Origin of the sequence: Faecalibacterium prausnitzii (assembly GCF_049532945.1) — a bacterium.
GTDB lineage: Bacteria > Bacillota > Clostridia > Oscillospirales > Ruminococcaceae > Faecalibacterium > Faecalibacterium prausnitzii_N.
Genome location: NZ_CP186691.1, coordinates 2,551,871 through 2,570,140 on the forward strand (window position 1 = coordinate 2,551,871; position 18,270 = coordinate 2,570,140).

General features: G+C 49.2%; 23 protein-coding genes and 5 pseudogenes. 2 read left to right on the forward strand and 26 right to left on the reverse strand.

Annotation, left to right across the window (positions count from 1 at the left end):
• Positions 1-94: 94 nt before the first annotated feature.
• From ACNQFG_RS12855 to ACNQFG_RS12885, 7 genes and pseudogenes are all read right to left on the reverse strand, one after another.
• Positions 95-223 (reverse strand): annotated as a pseudogene (locus ACNQFG_RS12855) (Maff2 family mobile element protein); the annotation flags it as partial.
• A gap of 139 nt (positions 224-362) precedes the next feature.
• A pseudogene (locus ACNQFG_RS12860) lies at positions 363-1,190 on the reverse strand (VirD4-like conjugal transfer protein, CD1115 family); the annotation flags it as partial.
• A 75-nt stretch (positions 1,191-1,265) separates the two neighbouring features.
• Positions 1,266-1,631 carry a hypothetical protein gene (locus ACNQFG_RS12865; RefSeq protein ID WP_270854624.1) on the reverse strand — a complete coding sequence of 122 codons (366 nt, stop codon included), beginning with the start codon at positions 1,629-1,631 and terminating at the stop codon, positions 1,266-1,268.
• Between the two features lie 77 nt (positions 1,632-1,708).
• Positions 1,709-1,903, reverse strand: coding sequence for a transposon-encoded TnpW family protein (locus ACNQFG_RS12870; protein WP_097784681.1), 195 nt, complete (start codon positions 1,901-1,903; stop codon positions 1,709-1,711).
• Positions 1,904-1,946: 43 nt separating this feature from the next.
• On the reverse strand, positions 1,947-2,810 hold the full coding sequence (locus ACNQFG_RS12875; protein WP_423405176.1) for an ATP-binding protein: 864 nt from the start codon (positions 2,808-2,810) through the stop codon (positions 1,947-1,949).
• On the reverse strand, positions 2,807-3,541 hold the full coding sequence (locus ACNQFG_RS12880) for a phage replisome organizer N-terminal domain-containing protein (protein ID WP_423405177.1): 735 nt from the start codon (positions 3,539-3,541) through the stop codon (positions 2,807-2,809). The genes ACNQFG_RS12875 and ACNQFG_RS12880 overlap by 4 nt, the downstream gene beginning before the upstream one ends.
• A 113-nt stretch (positions 3,542-3,654) precedes the next feature.
• Complete coding sequence (locus ACNQFG_RS12885; RefSeq protein WP_423405178.1) at positions 3,655-4,053, reverse strand: cysteine-rich VLP domain-containing protein; 399 nt, start codon at positions 4,051-4,053, stop codon at positions 3,655-3,657.
• 126 nt (positions 4,054-4,179) lie between these two features.
• On the opposite strand from ACNQFG_RS12885, the gene ACNQFG_RS12890 reads away from it, so the two are divergent.
• Positions 4,180-4,458 carry a type II toxin-antitoxin system RelB/DinJ family antitoxin gene (locus ACNQFG_RS12890; RefSeq protein WP_005924829.1) on the forward strand — a complete coding sequence of 93 codons (279 nt, stop codon included), beginning with the start codon at positions 4,180-4,182 and terminating at the stop codon, positions 4,456-4,458.
• Positions 4,455-4,745, forward strand: coding sequence for a type II toxin-antitoxin system YafQ family toxin (locus ACNQFG_RS12895; protein WP_423405179.1), 291 nt, complete (start codon positions 4,455-4,457; stop codon positions 4,743-4,745). The genes ACNQFG_RS12890 and ACNQFG_RS12895 overlap by 4 nt, the downstream gene beginning before the upstream one ends.
• 107 nt (positions 4,746-4,852) lie before the next feature.
• Here ACNQFG_RS12895 and mobQ read toward each other — a convergent pair whose 3' ends face one another.
• The 19 genes and pseudogenes from mobQ to ACNQFG_RS12990 form a co-directional block, all read right to left on the reverse strand.
• Complete coding sequence (gene mobQ / locus ACNQFG_RS12900; protein WP_423405180.1) at positions 4,853-6,298, reverse strand: MobQ family relaxase; 1,446 nt, start codon at positions 6,296-6,298, stop codon at positions 4,853-4,855.
• A gap of 187 nt (positions 6,299-6,485) precedes the next feature.
• Positions 6,486-6,776 carry a DUF3847 domain-containing protein gene (locus ACNQFG_RS12905; protein ID WP_062808218.1) on the reverse strand — a complete coding sequence of 97 codons (291 nt, stop codon included), beginning with the start codon at positions 6,774-6,776 and terminating at the stop codon, positions 6,486-6,488.
• A gap of 28 nt (positions 6,777-6,804) precedes the next feature.
• Positions 6,805-7,266, reverse strand: a complete 462-nt coding sequence (locus ACNQFG_RS12910) for an RNA polymerase sigma factor (RefSeq protein WP_227976350.1) — start codon at positions 7,264-7,266, stop codon at positions 6,805-6,807.
• A 10-nt stretch (positions 7,267-7,276) separates the two neighbouring features.
• Positions 7,277-7,729: an RNA polymerase subunit sigma-24 gene (locus tag ACNQFG_RS12915; protein WP_117567340.1), complete on the reverse strand. Its 453-nt coding sequence runs from the start codon at positions 7,727-7,729 to the stop codon at positions 7,277-7,279.
• Positions 7,730-7,832: 103 nt separating this feature from the next.
• The gene (locus ACNQFG_RS12920; RefSeq protein WP_195591003.1) at positions 7,833-8,246 is read right to left on the reverse strand and encodes an RNA polymerase sigma factor; all 414 of its coding nucleotides are present in this window, start codon (positions 8,244-8,246) and stop codon (positions 7,833-7,835) included.
• 136 nt (positions 8,247-8,382) lie between these two features.
• Positions 8,383-8,526, reverse strand: coding sequence for a hypothetical protein (locus tag ACNQFG_RS12925; protein ID WP_423405181.1), 144 nt, complete (start codon positions 8,524-8,526; stop codon positions 8,383-8,385).
• Between the two features lie 169 nt (positions 8,527-8,695).
• The gene (locus ACNQFG_RS12930; RefSeq protein WP_176856795.1) at positions 8,696-9,388 is read right to left on the reverse strand and encodes an ABC transporter permease; all 693 of its coding nucleotides are present in this window, start codon (positions 9,386-9,388) and stop codon (positions 8,696-8,698) included.
• A gap of 1 nt (position 9,389) precedes the next feature.
• The gene (locus ACNQFG_RS12935; protein WP_423405182.1) at positions 9,390-10,301 is read right to left on the reverse strand and encodes an ABC transporter ATP-binding protein; all 912 of its coding nucleotides are present in this window, start codon (positions 10,299-10,301) and stop codon (positions 9,390-9,392) included.
• Between the two features lie 74 nt (positions 10,302-10,375).
• Positions 10,376-11,296 carry a sensor histidine kinase gene (locus tag ACNQFG_RS12940; protein ID WP_423405183.1) on the reverse strand — a complete coding sequence of 307 codons (921 nt, stop codon included), beginning with the start codon at positions 11,294-11,296 and terminating at the stop codon, positions 10,376-10,378.
• The gene (locus ACNQFG_RS12945) at positions 11,297-11,989 is read right to left on the reverse strand and encodes a response regulator transcription factor (protein ID WP_423405184.1); all 693 of its coding nucleotides are present in this window, start codon (positions 11,987-11,989) and stop codon (positions 11,297-11,299) included.
• Complete coding sequence (locus ACNQFG_RS12950) at positions 11,979-12,170, reverse strand: helix-turn-helix domain-containing protein (protein ID WP_173692175.1); 192 nt, start codon at positions 12,168-12,170, stop codon at positions 11,979-11,981. The genes ACNQFG_RS12945 and ACNQFG_RS12950 overlap by 11 nt, the downstream gene beginning before the upstream one ends.
• A gap of 111 nt (positions 12,171-12,281) precedes the next feature.
• Complete coding sequence (locus ACNQFG_RS12955) at positions 12,282-12,635, reverse strand: TnpV protein (protein WP_423405185.1); 354 nt, start codon at positions 12,633-12,635, stop codon at positions 12,282-12,284.
• Positions 12,636-12,661: 26 nt separating this feature from the next.
• Complete coding sequence (locus tag ACNQFG_RS12960) at positions 12,662-14,542, reverse strand: DUF4368 domain-containing protein (RefSeq protein ID WP_423405186.1); 1,881 nt, start codon at positions 14,540-14,542, stop codon at positions 12,662-12,664.
• A gap of 90 nt (positions 14,543-14,632) precedes the next feature.
• Positions 14,633-15,586, reverse strand: a pseudogene (locus ACNQFG_RS12965) (type IV secretory system conjugative DNA transfer family protein); the annotation flags it as partial.
• A complete protein-coding gene (locus ACNQFG_RS12970; protein ID WP_128117793.1) occupies positions 15,583-16,041 on the reverse strand; it encodes a PcfB family protein in 459 nt (152 codons plus the stop codon). The gene ACNQFG_RS12970 and the pseudogene ACNQFG_RS12965, both read right to left, overlap by 4 nt.
• A 29-nt stretch (positions 16,042-16,070) precedes the next feature.
• Entirely contained in the window at positions 16,071-16,496 is a 426-nt protein-coding gene (locus ACNQFG_RS12975) for a DUF3846 domain-containing protein (protein ID WP_423406592.1), read from the reverse strand.
• A gap of 57 nt (positions 16,497-16,553) precedes the next feature.
• Positions 16,554-16,688, reverse strand: a pseudogene (locus ACNQFG_RS12980) (DpnD/PcfM family protein); the annotation flags it as partial.
• A 7-nt stretch (positions 16,689-16,695) separates the two neighbouring features.
• Positions 16,696-17,166, reverse strand: coding sequence for a hypothetical protein (locus tag ACNQFG_RS12985; RefSeq protein ID WP_423405187.1), 471 nt, complete (start codon positions 17,164-17,166; stop codon positions 16,696-16,698).
• Between the two features lie 66 nt (positions 17,167-17,232).
• Positions 17,233-18,164 (reverse strand): annotated as a pseudogene (locus ACNQFG_RS12990) (ParB/RepB/Spo0J family partition protein).
• Positions 18,165-18,270: the final 106 nt, after the last annotated feature.

Sequence of the window (18,270 nt, forward strand, 5' to 3'; positions counted from 1 at the left end):
CCCACAATGCTTATCTTTTGGTCTTTGGTTCGGAATAGTGTAGTGCTGGCGGTCTATCTCTTGTTTTCGGTTGCTTGCTTCCTTACCGTACATGAGCATTTGCGGCGGGGTTATCGCCGCCGTAACCCTCCATCAGGTTGACGGCACCCCAAACGCCGAGACCGGCACCCAGAGCGACAACCAGAGTCTGAAGAACTTCGATAGCAGAGTTAAAGAATTCCATAGTCGTTTCTCCTTTATAAATGAAAGTTGTAGACCGTTCGTACACACCTGAAGCCATAATAGTTGAGCCGCAAGCTGCGGTGGGAGTTGACTTGCTGGTGTACCTCTCTGGCCGGGTAAAAATAAAGCCGCCTACCGAATCAGTCAGACGGGAGCGAATCAGCGTCCACCACGATGAACTCATCACCGGGGTGGATTTTTTCTTTGCGGTTCAGATACTTTTCAATATCGAAGGTGTTTTTGGGGTCATAGTCGGAGGTCAGCCTGTAATTGGGGTGCTGGGTCAGGTCGTACTTGTCTGAAAGAAACGGTCTGACACCACGCAGTTGCAGGATGCACTTGCCGCCGTCCAGCACCGCAAGTTCGTCCCGGCTCAATAATTCGTGCCCCATCTTTTGGAACGTAGTGCCATAGCTGGGGCTGTTGCCACGGGTGTCCGAAGTGTTAAACGAATCAATTGTTTCTTTGCCCAGCATTTCGGACAGATCTTTCAGAGTGGTAGGCTCGCTGCCGCCCAGAAATATCTGGCTGTCCATGTTGCCTACGATGGTGTCCGCATTGTCCTTGTAGATAGCCTTTAGCTGGCTTCTCGCCTGCAAAACAAGGCAAGCTGAGATCTCACGGCTGCGGATAGTCGCCACCAGCTTTTCCAGATTGGGAATCTGCCCGATGTTGGCGCACTCGTCAATGAGACACCGCACATGGATGGGCAGTTTTCCACCGTATACATCATCCGCTTTATCGCACAAGAGGTTAAAAAGCTGGGTGTAAACCATCGAAATCAGGAAGTTGAAGGTGCTGTCCGTGTCCGACATAATGAGGAATAAGGCCGTTTTCTTATCGCCCAACGTGTCCAATTGCAGCTCATCGTACATGGTGAGGTCCCGCAGCTCCTGAATATCGAAGGGTGCAAGCCGTGCGCCACAGGAGATGAGGATAGATTTTGCAGTCTTACCAGAGACAAATTGTCAAGGACTTTTTAATCAAATTCACAAAAAAGGTGCCAGAAGCACCGTATGGCTCCTGACACCTCGTTTGATAGATTACATTTTTCTGTTCAGCAGGTCTTTGCAGAGATACGCATAGTCTGGCAGTTGGTTGATATATGGCTCCCAGCGCCGCTTGATTTCGGCCAATTCCAGCGGATCGGCTGCTTCCAGCGCGTGATCGTTGCCCGTCATATACAAAACATCCGTAGCAACATCATCCAAACATCTACCGCAGAGATCAGCGGCTGATTCGATTCTGATACCGGTATCCACATAGACTGGATTTACGCCAATCGTCAGCCAGACATAGCCTACCTTGTCCGACCAGAGCAGTTCAAAATCAGGGCTTTGCCGCAGATGTTCCGCAAAGACCTCCTTTACTCGTTCAATTTCATGCTTCTCTTTTTCTGTGTAAAGCATTTTCGTGTCCTCCTTGACAAAAATTTTGGTGCGTACCATCATCAGTTTAGCACAAGGCGGCTTCGTTTATCAGTCTGTCACATTTGCTGAATTTCATTTTTGAGCATACGCTTGATTTTATCGCTCATGGTTTCTGTGCTGGTATTGCTGAAATGGACATGAACCTTGTAGGTTGTCTTTCCGATTTTCTTTACCATCGCCGGCGTGTTTTCCGGCGCTCTGGACGCAGTAGCGGCGTCTGACACCTGCATAGTACAGGGTTCTTTGTTCATGGCGCTCCTTTCTCCGAACGGGTCTGTGCCGCCCGGTAAAAAATCAATCGTGCTTACTGTTTACAATGTCTTTTGCTGTCTGTCGGGTAGCACCGGCATTTTCTTCCCGGAAATTCTTCCCGTCAAAAAGAATCGGCGCACACCGTTCCAAAATACGGTCATAGATACGGGCGTGGGCCAGATCAGGCGGGTTTTTCAGCTCGGACAGTTTCAAGTTTGTTGTGATAATCATGGGCCTGCGGCTGCGGTAGCGGCTGTCGATGATGAAAAACATCTGCTCCATAGCATATTCGGTACTGCGCTCTACGCCCAGATCGTCAATGATAAGCAGGTCATACTCGTCAAAGCTGGCAATAAACTCCGACCTGTCCTCAGGGAACATCCCGGTCAGACGGTTCAGGATGGTGGGAAAGTTCGTCATCAGCACCGGCACATCCCGGTCAAGCAGGGCGTTGGCGATACAACCGGCGAAAAAGGACTTGCCGGTTCCCACATCCCCAAACAGAAGCAGGCCGGTGTTGTTCCTGTATGCCTCCTTCCAGTTCTCCACGTAGGCGCGGGCCTTGTCCATCAGAGGATTTTGGCCGTTGTCGTTGGCAAAGGTGTAGTCGTACAGATAACGGTCTTGCAAACCCTGTGCCTTTCGGCGTTTGATATGCTCCATGCGGCGCTGCCGTTCTTCAGCAGCCTTGCGCTGCTCCTCAGCCTCCCGCTGGCACTGGCAGATGCAGCGCGGCATAAAGTAGCCGGATTTCCCGAAGCATGGCACAACAGTCTGCCTCTGGCCGCCGCATTTCTTACAGTGGATGAGACCGTCTGCCGGGTCTATGTACTCGTCCCCAGCCAGTTCCACACCGGCGGCTGCCTTGTCGATCAGCGCCCGGATTTCTGCGGTAATCTCAATCATACAGTTTCATCCTCCTTTACGCTGTAATCCCGGTTGCGGGTGGGCGTGGCCGCCTTTTTCGCGTCCTCACCGGCCCAGCGCCGGATGGTGGCGGCATGGCTCTGATACCGCTTGCCGGTAGAGGCCATGTATTCGGACAGCTTTTCGATGTACTGGCCCCATACAGTGGGAAAACTGGCCTGCAAGCCTGCCAGTTCCTCGTCCGTCAGGAAAACATTCTGGTAACGGCCATAGGCGCGGGCGAAGCGTCCCTTCTCTATCTCTCTCTTTATCTCTATCTCTTTCTCTAACTCTATCTCTATCTCTGGTGGACGAATGTCGGACAAATGTCCGCCGTTTGTCTGGGGCGCAGAAAGAGCCTTATTTTGAAGCCTTGCAGCCCGCTTTCGCTCGGCCTCGGTAGAGGACTGGCCGATTAAAAGTTCGATGTTGCTCATGTAGAATGTGCCGCTGTCCAGCACTTCCACAAGACCCAGCTTCAAAAAGATCTGCAAGGCTCTCTCCACAGTGCCGATCTGCTGGCGGGTAATGGTGGCGATCATCTGCGCCGTGTAAGGAATGTCCTCGTCAAGTTGAAGCCGTCCACCATGTTTCAGCGATTTCAGATACAGCTTGAGCAGAATGTTGGAATACAGCACACCATCCTGCATACTTTCCAGCAGCACGATGGAATCATCGTCAAAATAGTTTTCTTTGAGTTTCAGGTAATAATATTTTCGGTTGTCTGACATAGGGTTCCTCCTTGGGGTTTCTCTTGGGATTCTGTACGCATTTTAAGGCCGTTTTAGGGGTCAGAGGATAAATCTATCAGCCTGCCTTTGACACCCTCGAAAAAATCCTTGATTTACAAGGGTTTTTCAGCCCCTAAAGCGTGACATTTCTCCCGTTGTTTCCGCTTGCGCTTTGCGGCGTTGATCCGCTTCATGCGTGCGGCACATTCCGGGCAGTATTTGGCCCGGTTGGAACCGGGGGTAAACAGCGCCCCGCATACGGCGCATTTCTTCGCATTCATCCGGTGGAACAGCGCCGTTTCCAGTTCCTTATCCTGCGGCAATACCGCCGCCCGAAACCACCTGCACAACAGGGAGTAGGAAATAGACTGGACACAGACACATTCCTCCCCATCGTCCAGGGCGATACAGTTTCCGTCGATGTAGTTACAGCACTCATGCACCAGCCTCCGCACTCTGCGGTACTGGCGGTAATCCATGACGGGGATAGGTTCAGACTTATTGTTCTTCATAAATGATTTCTTTCATAAAGCCGGTAACCTCCTCAAATGAATTTATTATTAAATATTCGTGCAAAGTATTGTTTTCTTCGTGCAAATGGCATATACTAAAAGTACCAGCAGAAAGGGGTTGATCGTATGGCTGGAAATACCACAAACATCAGTATCCGCATGGACGCAGATTTGAAAGCGCAGGCGGACGCACTGTTTACTGAACTTGGCATGAACCTGACTACGGCGTTTAACATCTTTGTGCGCCAGTCGCTTCGTGAAGGCGGCATTCCCTTTGAAGTAAGGCTGGAACAGCCGAACAAAGAAACGGTTGCTGCCATGCTGGAAGCGGAAAGGATTGCAAAAGACCCGTCTGTAAAGGGCTACAATGACCTTGACGAGTTGTTTGCTGACCTGAAAAGATGAAAGAAACCAAATATACCGTCAAGTACACGACCAGTTTCAAAAAAGACTACAAACGAGCCATCAAGCGTGGCTTGAAGATCGAACTGCTGGAGCAGGTCGTAGCGTTGCTGGCAATGGGCGAACCGCTGCCAGATAAGAACCGTGACCATGACCTGTCCGGCGATTGGGCAGACCATCGGGAATGTCACATTCTCCCGGACTGGCTGCTTGTCTACCGCATAGAAGATGATGTTCTGGTGCTGACGCTGGCCCGCACCGGCACACACAGCGACTTGTTCGGCAAATAAACCGACTGCCGCCGTATGGGGAAACCTGTACGGCGGTTTTTCTGTGCGCAAAAGGGTGTCGTGAAACGCGACGCACCTAAAAGGGGTACGCCAAAACGCGGTAGCCCTTACCGCTCCGGCTCCCGGTCGTGAGACTTGTCCCGTTCCTGTCTGGACAGCTGCTCGGCGGTTTTGCGGAGCCGTTCCACTGCTTTCAAATCCTCCCGCATGGCTTTCATGGCAAGCGTGTCCGTCTGCTTTCCAGCGGCCAGCTGGTTAATTTCCAGCTGCCATGCCTTTGGGGTGATTGCCTCGTCGCTGTCTTTCAATTCTTTCAGATACCGGGCCGCTGCGTCATACAGAATCAGTTCCCGGCTGTGGCGCTGTTCAAACTGTTCCCGTTTTTCTGGCTTTACTTTGGCAAGCTGCTTGTGGATGGACTTGTACTGGTTGTACTGTTCCCACATCTCCCCGCGCTCGGTAAGGGTAGTGATCCGGCGCTCGGCCTTGACGATCTTTCCGCGCAGGTCATAGTAACGGCTGTTCATATCAGCGATTTTTTCATGAAGCTGCTGCATAGACTGGATGCCGTTTGCCTGTAAAAAGCTGAATAGTGCAGCGCTTTCTTGCAAAGCCCGGATTTTGCCGGTGCGGGTGTCAGGCCGCTTGAGCTGCTGCTGGGCCTCCCACAAGTCAATCATGCTGGGCTGCTGGCCCTCCGGCTTTTCGGCTTCGGCCTTAGACCAGTTGTAAAGACGGGTAATGCGGGCTTTGATTTCTTTCAGCAGCTTGTTGTCGGCGGCGATCTGCCGGTTGAATTCTCCCTTGTCGGTGCGGATACCGCGCTTTTCCATTTGGCTGGCGGCTGGCCCCAGATGGACAGAGGGGATCTTATCAATGCCCTGCCGCTTGTAACTGCGGTGGTCAATACGCTCCGGTCTACCGGCAGATTCCAACGCCCGGTTGGTGCAGGCCGCCCATGCCGCCCGCCAAATCTCCACATTCCCTTTGTCGTTCCAGTCGGTGGTGTCCTCCCGGTGGTTCTTCCAGCCGCCTTTCCCGTCCGGGATACGCTGGCCGTTTTCGTCCAGGTCGTATGCCTTGCGGCACTTTGCGCCCCATGCGCCATTTTCTTTCAGGGGCCGGACGGTCAGCATGATATGAACATGGGGGTTGCCGGTTCCCTTATCGTGGATGGCGAAGTCGGCGCACATCCCCTTGTCCACAAAGTTGTCCTTCACATAGGCCCGGACAAGGGCAAGCTGCTGTTCTCTGGACAGTTCGCGGGGCAGAGCTGCTTCGATCTCGCGGGCAAGCTGGCTGTCCCTTGCTTTCTCGATTTGCTCCACGCTGTTCCAGAGGGTGGAGCGGTCTGCAAACTCTGGCGGGGCGTGGGCAGGCAGCATGATCTCCGCATGGACAATGCCGCCTTTCCGGGTGTAGTCGTGGGTCATTCCATCCCATTCATTTGTCAGCTTGGTTCCGCTGCGGTAAGCAGCTGCGGCAACAGCAGAACGGCCTGCGCTACGCTTGATGATACTGACGGGGATATGACAGAAATCTATGGGGAACACCTCCTTTCAGTGAGGGGATAACAGGCTCTGTGGAGCCGGACAAACGCAAAGCGGGTGTTTGGCTGTGCAGAGCGCACAAGGGGTTTGGGGAGCGTAGCGCCCCATCGCGCTCGGAGAGCGCAACAGCCCCCGGCAGGGCGCACAGCACCGGCAACGGTGTATAAGTGCGCCCTTGTAAACAAGGGACTTATGGCGTGTCCCCGGATTTTGGCAGGTTTGCAGTCAATTCCGCAGCCCCCGGAAGATGGGACAGGGTAATCAGAAATGCTTTGACCTCTGCGCCGGAAAGGTCAGGAGCCAACGGGAAAATCCCCTCCAAAACGGCTCCGCGCTCAATCAGGCGGCGGGTGCGAACCCTGCGTTCTTCGTTCCGCTGCTTGTTCTCCAAAATCTTCTTTCGGTTTTCAAGCTGCCGAATCTCCTTCAGGACTTTCTCCCGTTCTTCTTTTTGAGGGTGGGCTGTAATTTTTTCGTTCATGTTAGGCACCTCTTTTCTTTGGAAATACTCATAGATTGACCGCCCATTTCTGTCGAGCAAAGTACCGGCGCAGCCTCCGCAGTGCGGCATGGATGGATTTTCCCGCCTGTGATGGCGTGATACCCTCCATTGCGGCAATATCTTTCACTTTCATACCCAGCATATAGCGGGCATGGACACGGCGAGCCTGCATAGGCGGCAGGGAAGAAATGGCTTCGTACAATCGCCGTATCAATTCTTCGTATTCGGCTAATTCTTCTTTTTCTATCAGGTAGTCCTCCGGCGATGGCTGCGCCCAGCCGATGGCGGCATTTTCGATTCCATCGTTACAATCGAGGGAATAAAACGCCTTATACCGGAACATCTTGCGATCTCTGGCGGCCTCGGCTCTCTTGTCCAGAAGAAACGCTTCGACGATCTCATCGGACACCTCCACAAAAATGTCCTCTTTGCAAAATGGATAATATTGTTTGAGATTTATGGTCTGCATAGGCACGCCCTCACTCTGTTTGAAAAAGGTCATCATAGCAGCGGCGCATATTCCGCAGCCCCCGGTGGATGGCAACGCTGACCTTACTGCTATGGATACCCTCTCTCCGGGCGATTTCCGGCTGCTTGATACCGGCAATGTAGTAGGCGTGAACACGGCGGGCCTGTGTCGGAGTGGCATGAGCCAGAGCCGCAGGCAGAGCTGCAATCAGGTGCAGGCGGGTGGTCATTTCTTCTCGTTCCAGCAAAATATCTTCCGACGATCTGCTGTGTTCCAGTGCGTAATTTTCCAGCCAGCTGTATGCGTCCAGAGAGTAGTAGGCGCGGTGGTAGACTTTCCGACGCTCATAGTTCTCCATCTCCCGCTGGGCCTGATACATCGCTGCCCATACCTCGTCCGTAACATCCACAAACTCGTCATGCCGGTAGTGGGGATACATCCACCGCAGATTGATTGTTTTCATAGGCTTACCTCCTGAAAATCGGAGAGGCGGGCAGCTCGTCCGCTGTCCGCCCCTCGCTGAGATAAGGGAAATGATCCCTTTCACTTGGTAGCCAGAAAACAGGTCATTCGTTAAGCCTGTTCTCAAAGAAATTTATAAATTTTTTTCTGACCGCCTCTACACTTTGATAAACAGCCACTTTGGAGCAGCCGCACAGCACACCAATCTCTGCAAGGCTCAGTCCCTCAAGCGCATAGAGCAGGAACCGGCGGCGCTGGGCCTCAGTACAGGTGTCCAGAACAGCCATCAGCTCATGCAGCGTTTCCATGTGGCAAAGATATTCTTCCGGCGTTTCTCCGTAGGCTCCTACGCCTTCGGTGGTAATGATGTACTCGTCAAACTCCCGGCCATCCCAATGCCGCCGCTGCTCATGGAACAGGTTCTCCGTTTTGTGATCGGCCCGGTCAAGAAATTCATAGACTTCCAGCGTGACCTCCACGGTCACAGCTTGTCCGTTATAATTGATGGTAACTTCCATCTGCCTTTCCTCCATTCAGATTTTTTTGGTAAATCTGAATGAGGCGGCGGGGAGCGGCACCGGGGATAAAGTTCGGGCCATGCTGACCCGATGTTCCGGCTCCATAGAGACAAAAAAGCGCCCGGACAGCAGAAAGCTATTCGAGCGCAAAAACTCCAATATTCACTTGCAGAATGACAATTTTCGCACCGGCTGTCAGACGAGGCCAGTTCGGTGGCTGGGCTTTTTTTGACGATAATGCAAATATTGTCTGAATTTGTCGGCGGGCAAGTTCTTTCATAGCGGCTCCCTCCTAAAGCCGCCGTGTCAGCGTATAGGCATCACTCCTTTGTTGAGGGCATAAGGAACGGCGGCCTTGATTTTGTCAAAGCCGCCGTAGCAATAAATAAGCGTGGATAGTGTCTGTCGAACGACGGCTTTTTTTCTTTGCCGTCGCCCGGCAGATGGAATTAATATAGTTCTGGCACTTTCTTCTTGAAAGCAAATAGAGCCACTCCAAACGTAATGAATGCAACCAAAAGAATTTGTAGCAAGGACTCCTGATATGTTATATTTTTGCTGATAATGAGTTGCCGGAACACAATGACAACCAATGAAGTAACGATTGTAGCGGGAACAGATTTTCGTATCATGCCAATGATAAATGGCCAGAGCGATAGTACCGTGCATACAACTACTGTGGTTATTGCCATTGGTATCCATGTTTGAAGCATGGAGATTTGGAATGTTCCCTCCAGCATATCAAAAAATCTGTCCACAAGCACGATATAACCGCTGCAACAAATATATCCAATCGCCATTGAAATTGCCGTATAAACCATAATGATAATCAATTTGCTGGCAATCAATTTCATGCGGTTCAAAGGATAGGAAAACATAATCGTGATTGTCCGCTGACTATATTCTCCAATTACTAGACGTGCAGTTAAAACCGACGAGTACACAAGGAAAATAAAGGACATCAGCAAGCCAATAACAAGATATGTACTTTCAAATGTGTCTTTGGTTTGCTCCGGGTCTGTCATACTATCCCATAAAGATACGGTAATGAACAGTATGCTGAACAGAATTGCGGCAAACGTAAAAATTATATTTCGAGCAGTCCCAAATTTTTTCAATTCCAGTTTAATAAGGTGTGCCATTTTATTTTCCCTCCTCTGTGAGCTGAAAGAAATAATCTTCCAGAGTGTCCTGTTTACGCCCTAAGCTCTCTAAACCAACACCACTTTCAATGAGGGCTTTTGACAAAACTTTGCCAGAAATGTTCGAGTCATAAATCCGGATGAACTCTTGATCCAATACGCTAAAGTTTGTAATGTCCATCTGTTCCAATAAAGTTGCTGCATGGGCTACATCATCAACTTGTAGACTAATATACTCCGTTTGATGCTTATGGATTTCCTCAATGGGCAGTTCTGCCAGCAGGTTGCCATGTTGAATAATTCCAATCGTATCAGCAATTAGATCAACTTCGGATAGGATATGACTGGAAATAAAAATGGTCGTCTCATCTTCCTGATTAAGCCGCTGGAACAGGTTCCGCATTTCGCGGATACCTTCGGGGTCTAATGCGTTAATCGGTTCATCTAAAATTAGAAATTCTGGCTTTGCAAGGATAGCTCTTGCGATTGCTAACCGCTGTTTCATACCTAATGAGTAATGGCGGATTTGCTTTCCCTCTACATTTTGCAGGTCAACCATTTGCAGAACTTCATCAATGCGCTCTTTATTGGGAAATCCCATATAGTCGCAATGAAGCTCTAAGTTTTGGCGGGCCGTCATTTTCTCGTAAAAGTACGGATTTTCGATAATGGAACCCACCCGTTTGAAAACTTCATAACTTTGATCGGTGACTTTCTCACCAAAAAGCTGAACTTCTCCGGCTTCTGGCTGGATAAGGTTCAGGATCATTTTCATTACCGTACTTTTACCGGCACCGTTCGGCCCGACAAAGCCATAAATAGCCCCTTTGGGGACATGAATATTCACATCGTTTACAACGACATTTCCTTTGTAGGACTTTCGCAGCCCTACGGTTTCCATGATATAATCCACTTTGTATTCCTCCTGTACAGCTCCCATTATACAAAACAGACTTCTCTTTTCTCTGCCTGAAATCTAACTTTATTCTAACTTTTCAAAATGACTGAGAAAACCGTTTGCTCATTCTGTATGCTGTGAACCTGCAATTCTGCTCCTATCTGCATAGAAAGTTTCTTCGCAATCGCCAATCCCAGACCATTTCCTGATGATTTCGGGGCAGTCGTATAGTTTCTTATGAATATCTGTTTTTGCTGTTGTGGCGACATTCCTTTTCCGTGATCCTCTATTTCAATGACACTTTTGCCTTTTTTTGCTGTAAGACGCAGGGCAATATACTTTCCATCACCGCCATGCCGGATTGCATTGTCTATCAGGTTTTTCAAAATACGCTGCAAGGCGTCCCGGTCTGTGTCTGCATAAATCGGCGTAGCAGGTATCTGTATATCCACCTCAAATTGCTGCTTTTCAAGCAGATCATAATATTCCAAAATGGTGTCTTGGCATAATCTTGAAACATTCTCCTTTTGCAGTTTCAGAGGAAGATCGCCGGAAGCAATTTTGGACATTGTAAAATAGTCGTTTATCGTTGTTATCAAATCATCTGCTTTACGGTCAATTTTGGTAGCCATAGTATGAATGACCTCCGGCACAGATACATCATCCACTTTAGCAGCCAACATTTCACTGTTTCCTTTTAGCACAGTCAGAGGGGTACGAATATCATGTGAGATATTGGTAAGAACCTGTGCCATCGCCTTTTGTGCCTGTTCATATTCTGACTTCTTTTCATAGAAATTTTGAAGCAATGTGTTAATCGTAGCCCCTAATTTTTTCATGCAGGCATGATCGGTAGGGAGAAGAACAAAGCCATTTTCAGAAGTAATAGAAAGCGTTTCCAGTCGGTTACTGATATAGTTGATTTCTTTTTGCAATTTCCCATACTGTATTCTCTGCCAAATGCAGGTGAGTAGCAAAGCGGCTGAAAGCGCAGCAAACAGAACCCACATTTATTTATCCTCCATCTTGTAACCTATTCCCCATAAGGTCTTAATATAGGTTGTCGTATCTTCTTCACCGTTTTTTAGTTTCAGCCGCAGTCGATTGATATGAGTATTTAGTACATTTTCATTTCCGAAATATGGCTCTCTCCAAATGAGTTCGTATAAGCGTTCTTTTGAGAAAGCCTGTCCCGGATGGGTTGCCAGCAGATGCAAGATTTCAAATTCAATGGGCGTTAAATCTATCAAGGTTCCTTGGTGGCTAACAGTATGACTTATTGGGTCAATCTCTAAATCTTTTATCTTGACACCTGCATCGCTCGGTATGGCTTGATAGGTTCTGGCACGCCGAATATTGGCCTTAATTCTTGCAGTAAGCTCAATCAGAGAAAATGGCTTTACAACATAATCGTCGGCCCCCAAATTCAGCCCCAACGATTTATCGGTATCATTGTCCTTTGCGGTGATAATAATGATCGGGATCGTGCTGACCTGTCGAATAGTCTTAATAATCTCCATACCACTCATATCCGGCAGCATGAGGTCTATGAGTGCAAGAGAGTATTCATCGTAATTCTTAACAGTGTGAATGGCTGTTTTCCCCTCACTAAAAGGAAGCACTTGAAATTCTCCTGATAAATAGTCTTTCACCATGCTTCTGATTTCTTCGTCATCTTCAATCAATATAATCTTATTTTCCATTGCGATTGCTCCTTGCTTTTTTTGTTCTACCATCAATGGGCTTTTCTGTGTTCTTTGGAATTAGCCAGACAGTTCCCATTTTCACAGCGCCGGGAATACGGCCCGAAGAACAGTAATAATTTATCCAACGAGGAGTCACACCCCATTTTTCGCCAGCTTCCTTTAATGTCATATAGTCCATATTGCACCTCCAACTTTATCATTATAATTCGTTTTCTCGAATAGTACAAGGCAGGAAATAAGCAAAATTATACATGAAATCAGGCAGAGGCCGAAGCCTCTGCCTAAAAAACTAATTGTAAATCAGTTCATCCTGTATGATTTCCTCTGCCTGCGCTTTCAGCGTGTTCATCAGCCCCACCCAGCGCATAGGGTCACGGGCTTTCAGTTCTTCCGTGACACCCGCAGTCTCCATCATGTGAGGCAACATGGTGTCCACGCGCTCCTGCGCTGTCCGGTCAATCTCTAACAGGTGTGGATACAGCTTCTCGCTCATCAGCAGTTGGTTGTAGAGAATGGGGCGATGTTTCTTTAGGTAGGATTTTCTCATCCTGCCGTACTTGCCGATAGAAGTTTCCGGCTGTTCAGAAAGTTTTAGGTTGGGTATATCATAATCTCCACAACGAATGTAAGTCAACTTACTCATATTCATTCTCCTTTGCTCCATGATGATTAGACTGCTGCGCTGGTTGCTATGCTACCTTTGTGCGGTTCTTCTTTCGGCAGCTGCCCGACAGTAGAAAAAATACCTTTTTTCATATCCTCAGCCCGGATCAGGGCTTTCTTAGCGTCCATTTCCGCTTTTTTCTTCGCCTTGATTTTGTCCTCATAACGCTTCTGGGCACCGCTGGCTTTACGCTTCAAGTAGTTCTGATGAAGTTTGTCCTTGCGTTCTTCTTTTTTCCGCAATTCTTCCTGTTCCTCCGGGGTTAAAGGAACCGGCTGTAAGGATGGTGGGATATAGCGTCCTAAAAAATTGAAGTAGATTTCAATTTCCTGCGTGGTGTCCTGACTACCTTTTCTGGCTCGCTCATGGACAAGGATTTTATCGACAAACTCATTGAGCATGGTATTTGTCAGCTTGTCAAAATTCTCGTACTTATCAATCAGGGCTATAAATTTCTCCGCTGATTTCTGGCTTTGCTCGTAGCCGGTAACAGCCTTTTCCAGCTCCGCAATTTCAATCTCAAGTGCGTCCTGCTCTTTGGCATACTGTGCATCAAGCGCCCTATATCGTGCATCCGGCAGCTTGCCGAGGGCATTGTCCTCATAGATTTTGCAAATCAGTTTTTCCAGTTCTCCGGCTCTCTTTTGGGCAGCAGCCAGACGCCTGCGCTTTTTCGATATATCGGCACTCTGTTGAGCAACCTGCATCTCCTGAACAGTGTGAATAAATTCCGTCCGGTCATTTCTCGAATATTCAGCGATAGCCCGGAGCGTGTCGGAAACCAATGTCAGGACAGCACTCTCATTGATACGGTGTTGTGTAGGGCATAGTGTCCCACACGGAACTTTGGTATAATTGGAACAGGTATATTGAGAAACCCGCTTGCCGTTGTTAGTGCGGTGGACATACATCTTGCCGCCGCAATCGGCACAGTAGAGCAAGCCTGTGAGGGGAGCAGCTTCGCCCCAGCCGTTTGGATAACGCCGTACATTGCTGCGGATTTTCTGCGCCAAATCAAAGGTCTGCTGGTCGATAATGGCTTCGTGGGTATTCTCGAAAATCGTCCATTCGTCCTCCGGGACATAATGGCTTTTCTTGTCCTTAAAGTGCTTTCGGGTCTTGAAATTGACGGTATGCCCTAAATACTCTCGTTTTTTCAAAATGTTCACGATGGTAGATGATCCCCATCCATAGGGGTCTTTGACCGGCTTTGAACGGTTCACACCTTCGTTGAATCGGGCAAGGTGTACGACAGGAATTTCAATCCGGTCTGCGGACAACTTGCAAGCGATCTGATAAGGCCCATATCCCTCCAGCGTGAGGGAAAAGATACGGCGTACCACTTCGGCGGCTTCCTCATCTACCAGCCAATGTTCCCGCTTTTCATCCCACAAGTAGCCGTAAATCACAGTACCGGTCAGGTGCTTGCCACTCATGCCTTTTGACTTAAACACAGAGCGGATTTTCCGACTGGTATCACGGGCGTAAAATTCATTCATAATGTTGCGGAACGGGGTAAAATCGTCATCGCCTTTCAGACTGTCCACACCGTCGTTGATGGCAATCAGACGAACGCCTCGCTGCCGCAAAACCTCCATAACTTGACCGACCTTCAGATAGTCGCGTCCTAACCGGCTCATGTCCTTGATGACGATTGCCTCTACACGCCCTGCCTCCACTTCCTCCATCATCGCCAAAAATCCGGGGCGGTCAAAACGGGTGCCTGAGATACCATCATCGGTAAAGTGCGTAGGGTTTGGCAGCCCATTCCGGCGGGCAAAATCCTCTAACATCTGTTTTTGGTTGGATATGGAGTTGCTCTCGCCCTGTAACTCATCGTCCCGGCTCAGGCGCTCGTACAGTGGGGTAATTTTTTCATTTCTCATGGCTGTACCTCCTGAAACAAAAATGCTCTAAGTGATTGCTTCACTAACCATGACAAAATCATGATTAAGAAGTCACTTAGAGCATATATCACCTGCCGCCAGCTTATACAACTTATACTGTCTCCCTGCGAAACTGTTTGGCTTTGTCTTTGCCAAATCTTCAAACAGGAGGTCAACCGGGTTTTGATACTCCTCATCGTCCTCCAGAACCTGCATCGTGTTGAGCATTTCCAACAGGGTAGCAAAATTTTGTTCCTCGACAGGGGCTTCATAATACAGATAGGCGATAAGCGCAGTCAGCAAAAGACGTTCACTTTTTTCCCAGAAAGGGTCCCCGCCGGACCCTTCGCCCTTGGTGTTGGTCATCAGGGTCGTGACCAGTTTCAGAATGTCCTTTTCGCTGTGGACATAGGCGAAGGGGTTGTAGTGCATCGACTTTTTGAAGTTGATGGTGTTCAGGATTTTTACCTTGTAGCCATTCTTCAACATGGCCTGCCCACATTCGAGAACTATCGTTCCTTTCGGATCAGTGACCACATAGGAGCTGTGGCATTGCAGGAGATTCGGTTTCAGCCAAAAGCGCGTCTTACCGCTGCCAGAGCCACCGACTACCAACACATTTTTGTTTCGGGCGTTCTTGGGGTCAGGTGGGCGATTGCTCATCATCAGACGTTCCGTTTTTGTCAGGATGATGTTATCGGCAAACTTGGGAGCCTGAAAAGGCTCAATATCCTTGGCGGTGCCCCATCGTGCAGAGCCGTACTCCATTCCATGACGGTACTTCTTTGCATTTTTGCTCCGCAAATATACGGCGAGCCGTAACCCTGCGCCGCAGGAAAAGCCAATAAGCAAATCCAGCGGATGCAGACTGGGCAGAGGGTTTGCAAAGGCCAGCGGAATAGTTCCCATCATCGCCATAATTTTGTCGCCCAGCTCCTTACCCTCGGCCAGCCGCCATGCTTCACCGAAGTTTGTTGCCACCAGTCCAAGCAGGATATAGGGAAGATACAGCGCAAGCAGCTTCGTCAGCTTTTTTGTTGTCACAGCCCACGCTCCTGTTCCTTACGGCGCACCTTGCCGGGAAGTTCTGCTGCGGCTTGCACCAGCTCATGCAGCTTTTCCAGTACAGAGGGTCGCTTGGTTTTACTCAGAAGGGATGCGGAATATTCTTTGAAAGCCGCATTAAATGCCTCCACATCTGGGGCTTTGAAAAAGACCAGATACCGGGGCGGCATTTCAGAGTTGTCCTTGCGAATAGCATAGTCAATGCCATATTTTTTTGCATACCGTTCAAACCCACGGATATTTGTTTTGTCGATTTCCACACTGGAAACACCCCGATTCTGCCGCAGGAGCATTCGGACGCTCTGTTTGCCGCCAGCCATCTTCGCTTGCTGCTGTTGAATGGCAGCTTTTCCGGCATTAAGAATTGTCCGGGCGGTCAACTTTGTAGTAGACACCACGATGTTGAATGTTTTCTGCTCGACTTCTTCCTGCATTTTACCACCTCCCGTGCAGAAGTTTAGATTTAACGGTCATGTTCCGCTGGGGGCTTGATCACGACTTTATTCTCGGCAGACTTCACAGCATCGTCCGGGACAGGAATTACCAACAGGCGATTCCCCAATTTCAAAAAAGTTTCCGGCTGGTGAAATTGCTTCTCATACTTCTGTGCCAACTCCGGGGAAAGTGATGCAAAATCCTCCTCTCCCAACCCCACCACCAGAAAGGTTCCAGCAACAGCGTCGTACATCCGCCCATCCTCATCTCGCAAGGCACGGTTCAGGGGCAGTCCCGTCAGCTTTCCTTCATCGTTGTAAACGATGGCAACCGGATCATCGAAAGGGTAGCTTGCCGCAATGGTGCCACCGACAGCATCCTGAAAATCTTTCAGTTCCGTGCCGATGGTGGCTTTCTGCGGATACATACCGGGTTGAACCAGAAGAACCTCCATTTTTCTGCTTTCAGAAAGTTCCTGCTCACCAACAGTTTTGAAATCGACACCGACAAAATCTGCGGAGTCGAGAACATCGTCCTCATTATTCCACGCTTTCGTGACGATTTTCTCTGCTTCTTCCTGTAAAGCGGCTTCGACAGAAACCGTGCGCTGGAGCGTTTCTGTGATTTCTACATCAAACTTCTTCATGCACACCTCAGTCGATGCAGATGCAGGTCAGCTTGTCGCGGTCGATCATCAGAGTGACACTGCTGCTTTCCAGATATTTCTGGATGGCGTACATATCGCTCATCGTCAGGGATGCAAAATTCCCGTCATCATCGAAGCGATGGAAAATCACCGGGCCGACCAGATACCGCTTGCCCATCAGCTTAATGACCTGCTTGGGGTTGTAGCGGAAGCCCAGCGGTTCATCTTCGGAAATGCTGATGCCCTCATCTGCTTCATCGAAGCAGGGCAGGATATGCGGCGCATCGTCAGGCCGGATCACGGTCAAATCCAGAACGGGAGAAGTTGCTGCAAAGTATGGCTCTGCATTGCCAAGTTCGTTCTGCATGACCATGTGCATGAAAGAGAAGAAGCTGGACACTGTATCGTTGATATGGTCGATTTTCTTGCTCATGGTGCCGATGGTCTTTGCGGTATTGAAATCAATCGTATTGTTCATGGGCGTTACCTCCTGAATTTTTGCAAAAATAAAAGACCCAACCGGGTCTTATCGGTTCATGCGCTGTCAACGCTCATTGTCACGCTGACGCTTTTTCTGCCACGCATCCAAAAGCTGAATGATTTTTTCTTCCATTTGCCGGGGCGTATAACTGCGAGGAAAGTATTTGCGCAGAGTTTCGTTTTTGATGGTTACAGTGTCTTGCTCGCTTTTCTTTTCCTCGCCCATAATATCGACTACGGCTTCTGAAGTAAAATTGCCCTCCTGCGCCAGCTTCTTTATGCGCTTTGCCTGTGAGAATGAGGCGCATTTTGCGTGTCGTCCATTGCGTTTATCACTTCTTGCTGCTGTTCGTGCGAGAGATAGGACAGTTCAACCGCAGGATTGAACGATACTTTTTTCTCGTCTACCATATCCAGAAGTTCGGGGATGAGGTTTGTCAGACGAATAAATCGCTGGACTTGTCTGCCGCTTTCACCACTTTCTTTACCGATAAGATCGGCTGTTTCAAAATTCCCGACAACTTGTCGGGGATTTTCTTTTGGTGGTCTACCAGCAGTTCTTTTCATGGCATCCATCTTCATTTTGTACGCAAAAGCCCTTTCACTGGGCGAGATGTGTTCTCGCTGCAAGTTGGAATCGACCATTAAAATCGTGGCGGCATCATCGTCCATGTCACGCACAATGACGGGCAGCGTTTCCAGTCCAGCCATCTTTGCAGCGAACTGGCGGCGGTGGCCAGAGATAATCTCATATCCGTCACCATCCGGACACGGTCTTGCGATAAGCGGTGCCAGCACACCAAACTGGGCAATGCTTTCCACCGTCCGGGTCATGGCTTCATCGTCCACGACTTTGAAAGGATGGTTGGTGAACGGATGCAGCTCATCAATGGGAATCTGTTGCACCTGTTCGCGCTGCTCTTCCTGTCGCTTTTCCTCCGTAGTGAAAAGTTCATCTAGCCCTTTCAGAGCTAAGTTTCCGCTGTCTATCGGCATCGGCCAGCACCTCCTCGTATTATAAAAGAGTAGTATTTATAGACCGCTCTCCAGCGGTATGCTACACTGTATAGGATGCTGTGGATTGGTGAACACCTCCTACCGC